Source organism: Pedobacter sp. AC190 (assembly GCF_979258025.1).
In genome coordinates, this window is record NZ_OZ409824.1 from 3,815,094 (window position 1) to 3,830,396 (window position 15,303).

Annotated in this window: 11 protein-coding genes; 4 read left to right on the forward strand and 7 right to left on the reverse strand. The window is 34.7% G+C overall.

Features of this window, described 5'->3' with window-relative positions:
- Positions 1-36: 36 nt before the first annotated feature.
- Both ACZZZI_RS16835 and ACZZZI_RS16840 read right to left on the reverse strand, forming a co-directional pair.
- Positions 37-1,128 carry a mannose-1-phosphate guanylyltransferase gene (locus ACZZZI_RS16835; RefSeq protein ID WP_316760374.1) on the reverse strand — a complete coding sequence of 364 codons (1,092 nt, stop codon included), beginning with the start codon at positions 1,126-1,128 and terminating at the stop codon, positions 37-39.
- 14 nt (positions 1,129-1,142) lie between these two features.
- Positions 1,143-2,111 (reverse strand): KpsF/GutQ family sugar-phosphate isomerase, encoded by a 969-nt coding sequence (locus ACZZZI_RS16840; protein ID WP_316760371.1) that lies wholly within the window; start codon positions 2,109-2,111, stop codon positions 1,143-1,145.
- A 91-nt stretch (positions 2,112-2,202) separates the two neighbouring features.
- Here ACZZZI_RS16840 and recQ point away from each other — a divergent pair, with 91 nt between their 5' ends.
- From recQ to ACZZZI_RS16855, 3 genes are all read left to right on the forward strand, one after another.
- Positions 2,203-4,392 carry a DNA helicase RecQ gene (recQ, locus tag ACZZZI_RS16845; protein WP_316760959.1) on the forward strand — a complete coding sequence of 730 codons (2,190 nt, stop codon included), beginning with the start codon at positions 2,203-2,205 and terminating at the stop codon, positions 4,390-4,392.
- Between the two features lie 97 nt (positions 4,393-4,489).
- A complete protein-coding gene (kdsA, locus tag ACZZZI_RS16850; RefSeq protein ID WP_424056374.1) occupies positions 4,490-5,302 on the forward strand; it encodes a 3-deoxy-8-phosphooctulonate synthase in 813 nt (270 codons plus the stop codon).
- A gap of 2 nt (positions 5,303-5,304) precedes the next feature.
- Complete coding sequence (locus ACZZZI_RS16855; RefSeq protein ID WP_424056372.1) at positions 5,305-6,024, forward strand: YqjF family protein; 720 nt, start codon at positions 5,305-5,307, stop codon at positions 6,022-6,024.
- Between the two features lie 151 nt (positions 6,025-6,175).
- Here the strand turns inward: ACZZZI_RS16855 and ACZZZI_RS16860 are convergent, their stop codons facing one another.
- From ACZZZI_RS16860 to ACZZZI_RS16880, 5 genes are all read right to left on the reverse strand, one after another.
- Positions 6,176-8,062, reverse strand: coding sequence for an OmpA family protein (locus tag ACZZZI_RS16860; protein ID WP_463490140.1), 1,887 nt, complete (start codon positions 8,060-8,062; stop codon positions 6,176-6,178).
- Between the two features lie 34 nt (positions 8,063-8,096).
- Positions 8,097-8,720, reverse strand: a complete 624-nt coding sequence (locus tag ACZZZI_RS16865; RefSeq protein WP_123206066.1) for a 7-carboxy-7-deazaguanine synthase QueE — start codon at positions 8,718-8,720, stop codon at positions 8,097-8,099.
- A 235-nt stretch (positions 8,721-8,955) separates the two neighbouring features.
- Positions 8,956-9,837 (reverse strand): bifunctional 5,10-methylenetetrahydrofolate dehydrogenase/5,10-methenyltetrahydrofolate cyclohydrolase, encoded by an 882-nt coding sequence (locus ACZZZI_RS16870; protein ID WP_463490142.1) that lies wholly within the window; start codon positions 9,835-9,837, stop codon positions 8,956-8,958.
- A gap of 83 nt (positions 9,838-9,920) precedes the next feature.
- Positions 9,921-11,708 (reverse strand): translation elongation factor 4, encoded by a 1,788-nt coding sequence (gene lepA, locus ACZZZI_RS16875; RefSeq protein ID WP_316760356.1) that lies wholly within the window; start codon positions 11,706-11,708, stop codon positions 9,921-9,923.
- A 307-nt stretch (positions 11,709-12,015) separates the two neighbouring features.
- The gene (locus tag ACZZZI_RS16880) at positions 12,016-12,732 is read right to left on the reverse strand and encodes a hypothetical protein (RefSeq protein WP_344768976.1); all 717 of its coding nucleotides are present in this window, start codon (positions 12,730-12,732) and stop codon (positions 12,016-12,018) included.
- 236 nt (positions 12,733-12,968) lie between these two features.
- On the opposite strand from ACZZZI_RS16880, the gene ACZZZI_RS16885 reads away from it, so the two are divergent.
- Complete coding sequence (locus ACZZZI_RS16885) at positions 12,969-15,164, forward strand: B12-binding domain-containing radical SAM protein (protein WP_463490145.1); 2,196 nt, start codon at positions 12,969-12,971, stop codon at positions 15,162-15,164.
- Positions 15,165-15,303: the final 139 nt, after the last annotated feature.

The following is a 15,303-nucleotide window of genomic DNA, read 5'->3' on the forward strand; positions in this document are numbered from 1 at the left end:
TAATCAGGACTTATAATTAACAAGAAGTAGTAAAAACTAAATAAATTTAGTTCCAAATCTTGATTTCACTTCTGCTACAAATTCTTTAACTTTCTGTTCTTCATCACGAGGACAAATCATTAACATATTGTTGTTCTCTACTACAATAAAATCGTGTAAACCATTTAAAATAACAAGTTTATCTTTCGGTACATTAACCATACAGTTAGATGAATCGAACATTACAACCTGCTCTGACGGTATTACGGCATTGCCAACATAATCTTTATCTGCCATTTCGTATATCGATGCCCACGTACCTAAGTCAGACCAACCAAAATCTGCTGGAAGTATATACACGTTTTCGGCTTTCTCCATTATTCCGAAGTCGATAGAAATATTTGTGCATTGCAAATAAGCATTACCTATGAAAGCTTTTTCCCTATTTGTATTTAATTCATTTTTTCCTGAACTAAAAATTTCGAACATATCTGGCAAATGCTTCTGGAACGATTTAAGAATTGCCTTTGCCGACCAGATGAATATACCTGCATTCCATAAGAAATCGCCACTTTGAATAAAAGATTTAGCTAATTCTAGATTTGGCTTCTCGGTAAAGGTTTTAACCTTATGAAACTCCTGATCTGTATTAAGAACGTGATCAGTGTGCTGTATATAGCCATAACCCGTATCAGGGCGATTTGGCTTAATGCCTAATGTAATTAGACAGTCGTTACTCGATGCTGCCATTAAAGATTGCTCAATAGCAGTAACAAAGCCATCTAAATCTGCAATAGTATGATCTGAGGGCGCAACAACAATTGCAGCATTTGGATTCAGTTCTGAGATTTTTAAACAACCATAAGCAATACAAGGTGCTGTATTTCTTAATAAAGGCTCTGCTAGTATCTGATTATCCGTTATATCGGGGATTTGTTCTTTAATGAGATCGGAATAGATTTCATTTGTAACAATAAAAATATTTTCAGGAGGGCAGATTCGTAAGAATCGTTCGTAAGTACTTTGTATTAATGTTTTTCCTACTCCGAAAAAATCAATAAACTGCTTGGGATGTTCTGTACGACTAACTGGCCAAAAACGACTTCCGACGCCACCAGCCATAATTAAAGCATAAAAATCTTTATTCATTTTATAATTTAAAACTACACGATACCTTCATTTAACAGGTCGTGTAAGTGAATGATTCCAAAATATGTATTTTGTTTGAGAACTAAAAGTTGAGTAATATTATTCTTTTTAATAATATCAAGAGCATCAACAGCAAGCGCATCATGCTGAATACTTTTAGGATTTTTTCCCATAATATTTTCAGCTTTTAAATGTGCAATATCGGTATTATTTTCCAACATTCGCCTAATGTCACCATCTGTTATTACACCTAAAATTTCATTCTTATTGTCAACAACAGCAACAGCACCCAAACGGTTTTTACTTATTTCAATCAGTACCTCTTTAACAGATGCTGATAATTTAATTGATGGTTTTTCATTAGCAAGTGCTAAATCTCCTGCTTTTAAATAAAGCTTTTTACCAAGTGAACCACCAGGATGATATTTTGCAAAGTCACGCTCATTAAATTCTCTGCACTCAAGCAAACAAATAGCCAAGGCATCGCCCATAGCCAGTTGTGCTGTTGTACTGGTTGTAGGAGCAAGGTTATGCGGACAAGCTTCTTTTTCTACTGATGTATCCAACATTAAATTAGATTGCTGTGCTAAAAATGAATTCGTTTCACCAACCATTCCAATCAATACATTACCAGCAATTTTAAGTAATGGTATAAGTACTTTAATTTCTGGTGTGTTACCACTTTTCGATAAGCATATAATCACATCATTTATTTGTATCATACCTAAATCGCCATGAATGGCATCTGCAGCATGCATAAAAATTGCAGGTGTTCCTGTAGAGTTAAAAGTTGCAACAATTTTTTGTGCTATAATTGCACTTTTGCCAATGCCAGTAACAATTACGCGACCATTGCATTGTAAAATGGTTGATACCACTTTTTCGAAATCGTCATTTATATTCTTCGCAACATTTAATATTGCTGCTGCTTCAAGCTCTAAAGTGCTTACAGCTGATTGGATAATTGATTTTTTACTTTTCAAAGAGAAAAAAATTGTTGGTTGATACTTGAATTTCTTGTAAAATTATGTTATTTTGGATAGAAAAATAGCATCGCATATTTTATTACACAAAATGGACGTGAAAAAGTCGTTATTTGATAACCTACAAAATTTCTTCGGGTTTGATAATTTCAAAGGTGATCAGGAGTCGATCATTACAAATATTTTAGAAGGCAATAACACTTTTGTTATTATGCCAACGGGCGGAGGAAAGTCTATTTGCTATCAATTACCTGCTTTAATGAGTGAAGGAACAGCAATTGTGATTTCTCCGTTAATTGCTTTAATGAAAAACCAAGTAGACCAATTACGGGCTTTTGGTGGAAATGATAGTATCGCTCATTTTCTTAATTCATCCCTAAACAAATCTGAAATTACCCAAGTTAAATCCGATTTACTTGCTGGGCATACCAAGTTACTTTATGTGGCACCAGAATCTTTGGCAAAGCAAGATAATATCGAATTTTTAAATTTGATTAAAATATCTTTTGTTGCGGTTGATGAGGCACATTGTATTTCAGAATGGGGGCATGATTTCAGGCCTGAATATCGCAAAATTAAGCAAGTTATTGCTGGCTTAGGGGATAACATCCCAATTATTGCTTTAACGGCTACAGCAACGCCAAAAGTACAGCAAGATATAATGAAAAACCTTGGCATGTCTGAGGCTACTTTATTTAAGTCATCATTTAACAGACCGAATTTGTTTTATGAAATCCGCCCAAAAAGGGACATTACCAAGGAGATCATCAAATACATTAAATCCAATCCTGGTAAATCGGGCATTATTTATTGTTTAAGCCGTAAGAAAGTAGAGGAAGTTGCCGAAGCACTAAACTTAAATGGAATTAGCGCCTTGCCTTATCATGCAGGTTTGGAACCTAAAGTTAGAGCAGAAACACAGGATAAATTTTTAATGGAAGATGCTGAAGTAATTGTGGCTACAATTGCTTTTGGTATGGGTATCGATAAACCAGATGTTCGCTTTGTAATTCACCACGATGTACCTAAAAGTATGGAAGGTTATTATCAGGAAACTGGTAGAGCTGGCCGTGATGGAGGTGAAGGTGTTTGTATTACTTTTTATGCTCAAAAAGATGTAGATAAGCTTGCTAAATTTATGAAAGATAAGCCCGTTTCGGAACGCGAAATTGGCACTCAAATATTAAAAGAAGTAATTGATTACGCTGAATCTGGCGTTTGCCGTCGGAAGCAAATTCTGCATTATTTTGGCGAAAACTTTAATGAAACAGGTTGCAATTGCATGTGCGATAATTGCAAAAAACCTAAAAAACAATTCGATGCCGAAGAACATCTGTCAACAGTTTTAAAATTTATCGAAAAATCGGGAGAAAAGTTTGATGATGCCCATTTATTGAACGTTTTTTTAGGATTAGAGACAGCTCAGACTATTGCCTACGAACATAGTAAAGTGCCCGAATTTGGAATTGGTAAGCAAGATGGAGGGTTGATGTGGAAATCAATTATTCGTCAGGCTGTTTTAAACAATTATCTTTTCAAGGATATTGATAATTATGGTTTATTAAAATTAACCAAGCAAGGAAGAGATTTTATCGTTAATCCTTATAGTTTGAAATTTATTTTGAACGAACCTATTGAAACTGATGTTGAAGATGATGATGATGACGTAAAACAAGGTACTGGTGCATTAGATACGCATTTGTTGCAATTGCTAAAAGATTTACGTAAGAAAATTGCCAAGCAAAAAAATGTTCCACCTTTTGTGGTTTTTCAAGATCCATCTTTAGAAGAAATGTGTACGCATTATCCAATTACTTCAGAAGAATTGAAACAAATCTCTGGAGTAGGATCGGGTAAAGCAATGAAATTTGGATCTTCATTTATCGAACTAATTAAAAAATATGTTGAAGATAATGACATAGAGCGTCCAATAGATTTAATAATTAAAACACAGGCAAATAAATCTCAAATGAAAGTGTCCATCATTCAAAATATTGATAGACAAATTGGTTTAGAAGATATTGCAGATTCAAAAGGTATTACTTACGAAGAGATTTTGAAAGAAGTTGAATCGATTGTTAATTCAGGAACGAAGCTTAATCTAAATTATTTTATAGATGAAGTAATTGATGATGATCGACAAGACGAAGTTTTTGATTATTTCCGTGCCGCCGAAAGTGATTCTATTGATGAAGCACTTAATGAGCTTGGAGAAACTGACTACACAAGAGAAGAAATTCAATTAATGAGAATTAAATTTATGTCAGAACTAGGAAACTAGGCATTGATGTAAGATGGTAAATGTAAGATTGAATATATAGTAAAACATATATCATTGATTCCATTTACCATCATCCATTTCACAAAATCCACATTACATGCTTAACTATCTAGATAATATAAAAAATACCGAATCGGGAAATTTCTTTTTAATGGCTGGTCCATGTGCAATTGAGGGCGAGGATATCGCCATGCGAATTGCAGAAAAAATTATTTCGATAACTGATAAACTTCAAATTCCATATATTTTTAAAGGTTCTTATCGCAAAGCGAATAGAAGTAAAGGCAGTTCTTTTACAGGAATTGGTGATGAAAAAGCCTTACGGATTTTAGAAAGAATTGGTAGAGAATTTGGTGTACCAACAGTAACCGATATTCATGAAAGTGATGAAGCAGCAATGGCAGCTGCTTATGTAGATGTTTTGCAAATTCCTGCTTTCCTTTGTCGCCAAACCGATTTATTAATTGCTGCTGCTGAAACAGGTAAGGTTGTTAATGTTAAAAAAGGTCAGTTTTTATCTGCAGGTTCAATGAAATTTGCTGTCGAAAAAATTAAAGAGGCAGGAAATGATAAAGTAATTCTTACTGATAGAGGAAATACTTTCGGCTACCAGGATTTAATAGTTGATTATCGCGGTTTGCCAGAAATGCAAAGTTTTGGTGTGCCTGTTGTAATGGATTGTACTCACTCCTTGCAGCAACCAAATCAAAGCAGTGGTGTAACGGGCGGTAAACCCGAATTGATTTCTACTATTGCGAAGGCTGCAATTGCGGTCGGCGCCGATGGTTTGTTTATCGAAACTCACCCTGACCCTGCAAATGCAAAATCGGATGGTGCTAATATGTTGCACCTGGATTTGCTTGAAGAAACATTAACAAAGTTAATCCGTATCAGACAAGCAATTTTATAACCTTGATAACTTCAAAAGTATTTCTCACAGCCGAATGGCGAAAACTTGCTTTGGCCCAATATGCGGTTGATCGGGAAATTCTTTTAAAATATCTTCCACCAAATACTGAATTGGATGATTGGCAAGGTAAATACTATGTGAGCCTTGTGGGTTTTATGTTTATTGATGTAAAATTACGTGGCCTTAATATTCCATTTCATACCAATTTTGAAGAGGTTAACCTAAGATTTTACGTTCGATATAAAGATGGTGAAGAATGGAAACGAGGAGTTGTCTTTATAAAGGAAATTGTTCCTTTACCTGCTATAACTTTTGTTGCAAATACCATTTACAAAGAAAACTATCAAACGTTACCAATGAAACATGTTTGGATAGAGCAGGAGCACCAGTTGGAAGTTGATTATCTTTGGAAGAGCAATAAAAAATGGAATAAATTTTCGGTAACTACATCTTCAAAAGCTCAAGAAATTTTAATTGGTAGCGAAGAAGAATTTATTACTGAACATTACTGGGGTTATACTAAAATTGGGGCGATTAGAACTTCTGAATATGGAGTTGAACACCCTCGTTGGGAGGCATATCCAATTAAAGATTATTCAATTGATGTTGATTTTGGAATCAATTATGGAAGAGAGTTTGCATTTCTAAGTAATACTAAGCCAAATTCGGTTATGCTAGCAGAAGGTTCTGAAATTAGGGTTATGAAAGGGAAGAAGTTTTAGATTTTATAATTTCCATCCCAAACCACGATAAATTTATTTTGATTTCTATTTGAAAAAGAATCCTGAAATTATTTGCATAATCTTTTTGAATACGAGCAAAAACAAAATAAAAAAGTTCAGGCTTACTTTTCATTAAAAGCAAATTCATATATTAAATTTTTGTAATCACGAATGAAGTTCGGCGGTTATTTTTTCTACCAATTTCAGTTTTATTATCTGCAATGGGTTTGCTCGCTCCAAATCCTTTAAAAGTAAGTCTTTTTGCATCAACTTCATTTTTAACCAGGTATTCATACACAGCATTTGCTCTATTGAACGATAACTTTTCATTTAATTTATCATCACCAACATTATCGGTATGACCTTGAATTTCAATATTGACCGTTTGATTTTGGTGTAAGAAATCTATTAGTAAATCAAGTTCTCTTATTGATGCAGGCAATAAGTTGTACTTATTCGTATCGAAAAAAATATTTCTTAGAGTAACATTTCCACCTTGTTTTATTCGCTCTATATAAACTTCAATTTGATAAGGTTTATTAATATTGCCTTGTTTTAACTCAAAATTTTCTGAATAAAACATGTAACCTTCGGCATTTACGTTAAATAAATAATTACCTCCAATTGGCATTACTGCTAAAAACTGACCAGTTTCGGGGTCTGTATAGTCATCAAAAACAGTTTTGTCCGATTTTAAATCGATAACCTGAACATTGCTTTCAATCGTTTTCTTACTATCCTTATCTCTTACAATTCCCTTTACGTAAGAAATTTTTAACGGCTTGGCGATCTCAGGAATTCCAAAACTGTAAATATCCTGTCCGCCAAAACCATCTTTTAGGTTGGAAGAAAACATTCCCAGATTTCCATCGGCACTCACAATTAAACCACTTTCATTTTCAAATGAATTTATTGGGTAACCTAAATTTATTGGTTTTTGAAACTTGTCATTATCATCCATTCGGCTGTAATAAATATCTTTATTTCCAAATCCTGGCCAACCATCGGATGAAAAATATAGCGTTTTCCCATCGGCATGTAGAAATGGAGTATTCTCGTCGTATGGTGTATTAATTTCGGGACCAAGATTTATTGCTGAACCCCATTTTGCATCATTTGTTATTGTGCTTTTCCAAATATCGTAACCTCCAGAACCACCAGGGCGATTGCTAATAAAATACAAAGTTCTACCATCAGGACTAATAGCTGGTTGCGATTCCCAATATTCAGAATTAACAGGCTTACCTACATTGTACGGCTCACCCCAATCTTTACCCTCGCGATGAGAAACATAAATATCACATCTACCTAATCCATCTGGGCGATTACACCCTGTAAAAAACAGATATTTTCCATCTGGAGAAATCGTTTGGGCGCCCTCGTTATATTTTGTCGTGTTAATTTTTGTTGATAGAGGCGTAGCCGAATTCCAAGTGTTATTTTTAAACTGCGAAGTCCAAAAATCTTCATTTCCATTAACCTGACGAGTAAAAATCAACGTTTCTCCATCAGCAGTAAGTGCTGGAAAATATTCTGAATCGGTAGTATTCACACCTTGACCAAGGTTGGTTGGACTATATTTTACGGGTTTTTTAATAGCAAAGGCGGCAAAATCGCAATCTAAAAGATATTTTTTTGCTTTTTTAGCTCGATCTGAAGACGAATCGAGTGCAAGAAATTCTTCAAAATGTTGTTTAGCCTTATCATATTCTTGAGTAGCAAATTCGGTTTCTGCTAATCCATAAATTACAGCTGGAGCAATATTTTTGTTAATTAGAATTGCTTTTTGATATGCAGATTTTGCTTCAGCATATTTCTTTTGGGCATTGTAAACACCTGCTAGAGTTATAAATGCATTTTGAAAAGATGGGTCGGCTTCAATAGCGCTCTTCAAAACCTGCTCAGCAGATAGATAATCTTGTTTTTCAATAAATGGATTTGCTCTTTCGAAGAAATTTTGAGCTTTTTTATTACTTGAATTTTGCGCAAGCAATTCAAAACTTAGTAGGCTAAATAAAATGAATAAACAAAACCTCATAAAATACATTGGTTATTAAGCTAATGTATTGTTTTTAAGGAATATTTAAAAATTTATGCGTTTGTAAAGAAATTTCCCATTTCGGATTAGCCATTACGTATTCAATAATCATCGGCGTAATTTCCTTTGATTTTGACCATTCTGGCTGTAAATATAATTTGCAGGTTGGTGATACCATTGCGGCATATTCTTCGGCCCATTTGAAATCGCTTTTATTAAAAACAATCACTTTTAGCTCATGCGCAAACGGCGTAATATCTGGGCGAGGTGCTTTGAATTTTTTAGGTGATAAACAAATCCAGTCCCAGTTTCCAGAAAGGGGATAAGCACCCGAGGTTTCGATAAAGGTAAGAATTCCTCTTTCTTTAAGCTTATTAGTTAAATAATCGAGGTTATAAATTAATGGTTCTCCACCAGTAATAACCACGGCCTTGCCAGGAAATTTATCAGCATTCTCTACAATTACATCTGCAGGTGTTAAAGGGTGCATTTCTGCATCCCAGCTTTCTTTTACGTCGCACCAGTGGCAACCTACATCGCATCCGCCTAAGCGAATAAAATAAGCTGCTTTGCCTGTGTTAAACCCTTCGCCTTGTATGGTATAGAATTCTTCCATTAAAGGAAGTAAAGTGCCGTCTTCTGGTATGTCTTGCTTCATTTTTGAGGATGCAAATATCCTAAAAAAATATGGTGTAACCGTTCTGTATTTAAAATTTAATCGAAAGATGAAATAACACTGATATTTGCATATTGATTTTAGTGTAATGACGTAGTATTTAAACGATAAATACTAATCAGATTCTGATTCCTAACAAAAAAGCAACCCTGATTGAGTTGCTTTTACATTATTAAGCTGGTTTCTATCTTTAGTATTTAAGCTTTTATCTTTCTTCTTACTTGTAAATTTCTTTTCTTGCTGACGCCAACGTATTTTTAAGTAAGCCAACAATTGTCATTAGGCCAACACCGCCTGGAACAGGAGTGATGTATGAGGAAATTGGGGCTACATTATCAAAGTCTACATCGCCATAAAGTTTAAAACCAGATTTAGTTTCAGTAGATGTTTCACGATTAATACCTACATCAATAATAATTGCACCAGGTTTAACCATATTAGCAGTTACAAAATTCTTTTTACCAATTGCTGCAATAACAATATCTGCCTGAAGAATTTGTTCTTTTAAGTCTTTTGTGCGAGAATGTGTAAGTGTTACCGTACAGTTGCCAGGATTTGCATTACGAGCCATTAAAATACTCATCGGGCTACCCACAATATTACTTCTACCAACTACAACACAATGCATTCCAGTCGTATCTATATTATATTCTTGCAGCATCAATAAAATACCGTATGGTGTAGCAGGAATAAAGCAAGGTAAGTTGCGCATCATTCTACCGAGGTTTACAGGGTGGAAGCCATCTACATCTTTACGATAATCTATCGTTTCGGTAACTTTTTCGGGATCGATATGCTTTGGTAAAGGTAATTGAACAATCAATCCATCAACATCATCATCCTGGTTAATTTCTTCAATTTTAGCCAATAGCTCAGCCTCAGTAACCGAATTATCATACCTGTGAAGCGAAGATTTAAAACCCACCTTTTCACAATTTTTCATTTTACTGGCAACGTAAGTTTCGCTACCACCATCATTGCCAACCAAAATAGCTACTAAATGTGGTTTTCTGCCAGTTGTACTCAAAAAATCAGCTGCTTCTTCTGCAATTTGAACTTTAACTTTTTCTGATACGTATTTACCGTCTAATAATTTCATTTTTAAAGTATCGAGTAGTAAGTATCAAGTATCAAGAAGAGCAATTTATCTTGCTACTTGATACTTGTATCTTGATTCTATATCTAATCTAATTTCAAAACAGCCATAAACGCCGATTGTGGAATTTCTACGTTTCCAACCTGGCGCATTCGCTTTTTACCTTTTTTCTGTTTCTCTAATAACTTACGTTTACGAGAAATATCGCCACCATAACATTTAGCGGTTACATCTTTACGTAATGCACTAAGCGTTTCGCGGGCGATAACTTTAGCGCCAATTGATGCTTGTATTTTAATCTCGAATTGCTGACGAGGGATTAACTCTCTTAATTTCTCGCAAATTTTCTTTCCGAAATCGTAAGCATTACTGCGGTGGATTAATGAAGATAAAGCATCAACAGGTTCATCATTAATTAGCATATCTAAACGAACCAAATCCGATTTGCGGTAACCAACCTGGTGATAATCGAATGATGCATAACCCTTAGAAATGGTTTTCAATTTATCGTAAAAATCGAATACAATTTCGCCCATTGGCATTTCGAAAACCAACTCAACGCGATCAGATGTTAAGTATGATTGGTTTACAATCGTTCCTCTTTTCTGAATACAAAGTGACATTACAGGCCCAACAAAATCAGCTTTGGTAATAATGTTAGCCTTAATATAAGGTTCTTCAACCGAATCCAATTTACTTGGGTCTGGCAAATCAGATGGATTATTTACAAAAATTTCATCTCCCTTGGTTGTATGAGCAATGTAAGATACGTTGGGAACGGTAGTAATTACCGTCATATCGAATTCACGCTCCAAACGTTCCTGGATAATTTCCATGTGCAACATGCCCAAGAATCCGCATCGGAAACCAAAGCCTAATGCAGCAGAACTTTCAGGTTCGAAAACAATAGATGCATCATTTAACTGCAACTTGTGCATGGCTTCGCGAAGTTCTTCAAACTCATCAGTATCAACTGGATAAATCCCAGCAAAAACCATTGGTTTAACCTCTTCAAAACCCTGAATCGAATCTAACGATGGTCTTGCAGTAGTTGTAATCGTATCACCTACTTTTACTTCTCTGGCTTCTTTAATCCCAGAAATAATGTAACCAACATCTCCAGTTTTAACCACATTACGTGGCGACATATCCAGTTTCAAAATACCAACTTCATCAGCCAGATATTCTTTTCCTGTATTAATAAATTTTACTTTATCACCTTTTTTAATTTCGCCGTTAACCACTTTATAGTAAGCAATAATACCTCTAAAAGAGTTAAAAACTGAGTCGAAAATTAAGGCTTGCAAAGGCGCTTCAGGATCACCAACTGGTGCAGGAACGCGGTCTACAATAGCCTGAATAATATCAGGAATACCCATCCCAGTTTTACCCGATGCAGGAATAATATCTTCACGCTTACAACCAATTAAATCAATAATCTGATCTTTCACTTCCTCAGGCATTGCCCCAGGTAAATCCATTTTATTTAAAATCGGTATAATTTCAAGGTCGTGCTCTAAAGCTAAATATAGATTCGAAATCGTTTGAGCCTGAATTCCTTGCGATGCATCAACAATTAGCAATGCACCCTCGCAAGCTGCAATTGAACGCGAAACTTCATAAGAAAAATCTACGTGTCCTGGTGTATCAATTAAGTTAAAATTGTATTCAATATCACCAACTTTGTAGTTCATTTGTATGGCATGACTTTTAATCGTAATGCCTCTCTCACGCTCCAAATCCATGTTGTCGAGCAATTGCGCCTGCGCTTCACGCTGCGAAATTGTCGCTGTATATTCTAATAACCTATCGGCCAAAGTGCTCTTGCCGTGGTCAATATGTGCAATAATGCAAAAATTACGTATATGCTTCATCTTTGCGCAAAGATATGCTTTTTAATGGAATATGGAATATGGAAAATTGATCGCGAAAAGTATAAAAATTGAATAAAATTTGAAAAGCAAGTTCCTGTAATTTTTCGGTTGCGGTATCCCCGCTTTTCGTTTTAATATTTTTGTTTATGTTATAATCATATTAAAGTATTGCACCAAAAAATATTACCACTTCAATCTGGTTTATTTTAATCAAGACAGAATATCTTTTGATAATTCTCCCTTAACTGCTTTATATCAATTTAGCAATTTGAAATTCATTTGAAAATATATTTATATTTAGCTATTTCTACAAATAAACATTTGGCATAATTTCCCAAGCCCAAGGCTTTTTAAAGGTTTTAAAAGTTCGCAGCTGACTAAAAAATAAAACCTCACTCGTTTTTCGATTTTCAATATCCCTTCTATGCAAATTGCCAACTGTAGTAAATAATTGTCGACCGTTAAAATCGTAAATTCTTTCCGTCATATCGCCAGTATTTTGGTTAAAATACAAGTTTATTGCGTTGGTTAAAAACCAATCCTTGTCCTGAAATTTAAAGGTATATCCCAATTCCCATCGCCACTGGCTGCCGCCTGCAAACCTTAAAAATAATTGCTGATCTTTAATTGCAATTTGTTGCAACGGGTCACCAAGTTTGCCTCCCTCTTCCGAACGCAGAATAAAATCGTTGTTTTGAGCAGATAATTTTAAATTTCCTGTCGCTTTATCTTTAAAATAAATAGCCAAAATTCTTGGTTTCTGAGTTTCTTTTATAATTTCCGAGTTATTATCGCCGTAGGTTCTCGTTTCATCTATGATTTTATTTGATTCGAAAATCACGGCTAAATCATCAACTCCATCAGCATTCAAATCGCCGTTTGCAGTCTCAATAACGGTCCAGTTGGTAGGAGTAAGTTGCTCGATAGATGAACCTTGCGGTTTTACCTTTGGAAATAAGAACGTTTTTTGAGCAAAAGCGCTTTGCGCAAATAGCATCAGCAAAAGGAAATTGAAAACTTTCATTTAGGTAAAAACAGTATTGATGTAATTGTAAAACGTTTGGATTATTGATTTAGTTTAACATGTTTTTAAGCTGACTTCTTTTCGGCTGGAGCACGGCGAAATGGAGAGATTTTTAAACGAGGAATCCAATTACAAAAATTTATTGGCTTCGCTTGAAATGATGAGAGTGTAATAACCCACATTAAAAACAATTAATCTTCTAAAATTCCTTTACTTTTGCATTTTAAATATTTCTTTTGAAGACAGAACTTTTTATCGCTACGCCACCTTTTACACAACTGAATACACCTTATCCAGCAACGGCGTATATAAAAGGCTTTTTAAACACCAAAAACATCAGTTCTACACAAGCCGATCTAGGTATTGAAGTAATTCTCAAGATGTTTTCGAAACAGGGTTTAACACATATATTTCAAAACAAAAATACTAAACCCTTAAGTGCAAATTCTAAGCGCATTTTGGCTTTAAAAGATGAATATTTAAAAACGATAGATTCTGTAATTGATTTTTTGCAAGGGAAAAATCCAACCTTGGCATTACAAATTTGTGGGGATGATTTTCTTCCTCAGGCTTCTAGATTTGCGCAGTTGGAAGAATTAGATTGGGCATTCGGCGCCATGGGAACCCAAGATAAAGCAAAACATTTAGCAACTCTTTATCTCGAAGATATTTCTGATTTCATTGTAGAATGCGTTGATGAAAATTTTGGTTTTAGCCGTTATGCTGAGCGTTTAGGTAGGAGTGCAAATTCATTTGATGAGCTTTATGATGCGCTGAGTAAAGAGCCGAGCTACATTGATAATATTCTAATTTCTATCTTAAAAGAATATATTGAAACTGTTCAGCCGAAACTATTCTTAATTTCAGTTCCCTTTCCAGGGAATTTGTATAGTGCATTTCGCTCAGCACAATGGGTTAAACAAAATTATCCAGAAATTAAAATTTCGATGGGTGGTGGTTTTCCAAATACTGAACTGCGCTCACTTTCCGATCAAAGGGTTTTCGAGTTTTTCGACTTTATTACATTGGATGATGGTGAACTGCCAATTGAGTTGTTAATTCAAAATATTAGCGAAAATGTTCCTGCCGAAATGCAGATGTATAAACGGACTTTTTTGCTCGAAAATGGAGAAGTTGTTTATAAAAATGATTCTTTTCGAAAAGATTACAAACAAGCTGATGTAGGCACGCCTGATTATTCGGGCTTGCTTTTGGACAAATATATTTCGGTTATCGAAATTGTTAATCCAATGCATCGTATGTGGAGCGATGGTCGCTGGAACAAACTCACAATGGCACATGGCTGTTATTGGGGCAAATGTACCTTCTGCGATATTTCATTGGATTATATTAAGGTTTATGAGCCTGTTCAAGCAAAACAAATTGTAGATCGCATTGAAGAATTATCATTAAAAACAGGTCAAAATGGTTTTCACTTTGTAGATGAAGCTGCTCCACCAGCTTTAATGCGTGAAGTTGCGCTAGAAATTCTTCGAAGAAAACTGGCGGTAACCTGGTGGACAAATATTCGCTTTGAGAAAAGTTTCACTGCTGATCTGTGTTTTTTATTAAAAGCTTCTGGTTGTATTGCAGTTTCGGGAGGTTTAGAAGTCGCATCCGATCGGTTATTGAAACTGATTGATAAAGGTGTTACCGTTGAACAAGTAGCCAGAGTTACCAGAAACTTTACCGAGGCAGGAATTATGGTTCATGCTTATTTAATGTATGGTTATCCAACGCAAACCGTTCAGGAAACTGTCGATAGTTTAGAAATGGTTCGTCAATTATTCGAAGTTGGAATTTTACAATCTGGTTTCTGGCACCAATTTGCAATGACGGCACATAGTCCAGTGGGAATGTACCCAGAAAAGTTTGGGGTGATTAAAGAAACGGAAACCATTGGAACATTTGCGAACAACGATATCAATTACATCGATAAAACTGGTATCGATCATAATAAATTTAGTTTTGGGTTGAAGAAATCACTGTTCAATTTTATGCATGGAATTTGTTTTGATTATGAATTGCAAGATTGGTTCGACTTCAAAATTCCAAGAACTAAAATTCCAAATGATTTTATTGAGAAAGCAATAAATGAAGACAATAACTTTAATACGAAGCCCACAGCTAAGGTTGTTTGGTTAGGAAGTAATCCTGATGCAGAATATTTTACGAAAACTAAAAAAGGTAATTCATGGGAAATGGCCTCGATAACCTTCCATGATAAGAAAGAAAGTTTTACTATTCAAACTAACAAAAACGAAGGCGAATGGCTGGTTTCGATTTTAGAAAAAATCAAGGTTTCGGGAGATAAAATTTATTCATTTCAGGAAATTAAAGCTGATTTCGAATTTGAAATGGAGAATTTTGAATTGTTCTGGTATTCTAAACCAATAAATACTTTACGAGAATTCGGATTATTGGTTTTGTAATTTTTATACTTTCCGCCATATCCCGAAGCCGTTCCTTATAACTGAATTCACTTCAGCATCTAAGTGTTCAATTTATCAACCAGATAAGGAATATAAGATACATAAAATCTCAAAATCTTATATTTCTCACATTCCTTAT

Coding starts and splice junctions, on each gene's coding strand:
- kdsA (WP_424056374.1), top strand. CDS start 4,490: ATGCTTAACTATCTAGATAATATAAAAAATACCGAATCGGGAAATTTC.
- ACZZZI_RS16865 (WP_123206066.1), bottom strand. CDS start 8,720: ATGAAGCAAGACATACCAGAAGACGGCACTTTACTTCCTTTAATGGAA.
- ACZZZI_RS16870 (WP_463490142.1), bottom strand. CDS start 9,837: ATGAAATTATTAGACGGTAAATACGTATCAGAAAAAGTTAAAGTTCAA.
- lepA (WP_316760356.1), bottom strand. CDS start 11,708: ATGAAGCATATACGTAATTTTTGCATTATTGCACATATTGACCACGGC.
- recQ (WP_316760959.1), top strand. CDS start 2,203: ATGGACGTGAAAAAGTCGTTATTTGATAACCTACAAAATTTCTTCGGG.
- ACZZZI_RS16835 (WP_316760374.1), bottom strand. CDS start 1,128: ATGAATAAAGATTTTTATGCTTTAATTATGGCTGGTGGCGTCGGAAGT.
- ACZZZI_RS16880 (WP_344768976.1), bottom strand. CDS start 12,732: ATGAAAGTTTTCAATTTCCTTTTGCTGATGCTATTTGCGCAAAGCGCT.
- ACZZZI_RS16860 (WP_463490140.1), bottom strand. CDS start 8,062: ATGAGGTTTTGTTTATTCATTTTATTTAGCCTACTAAGTTTTGAATTG.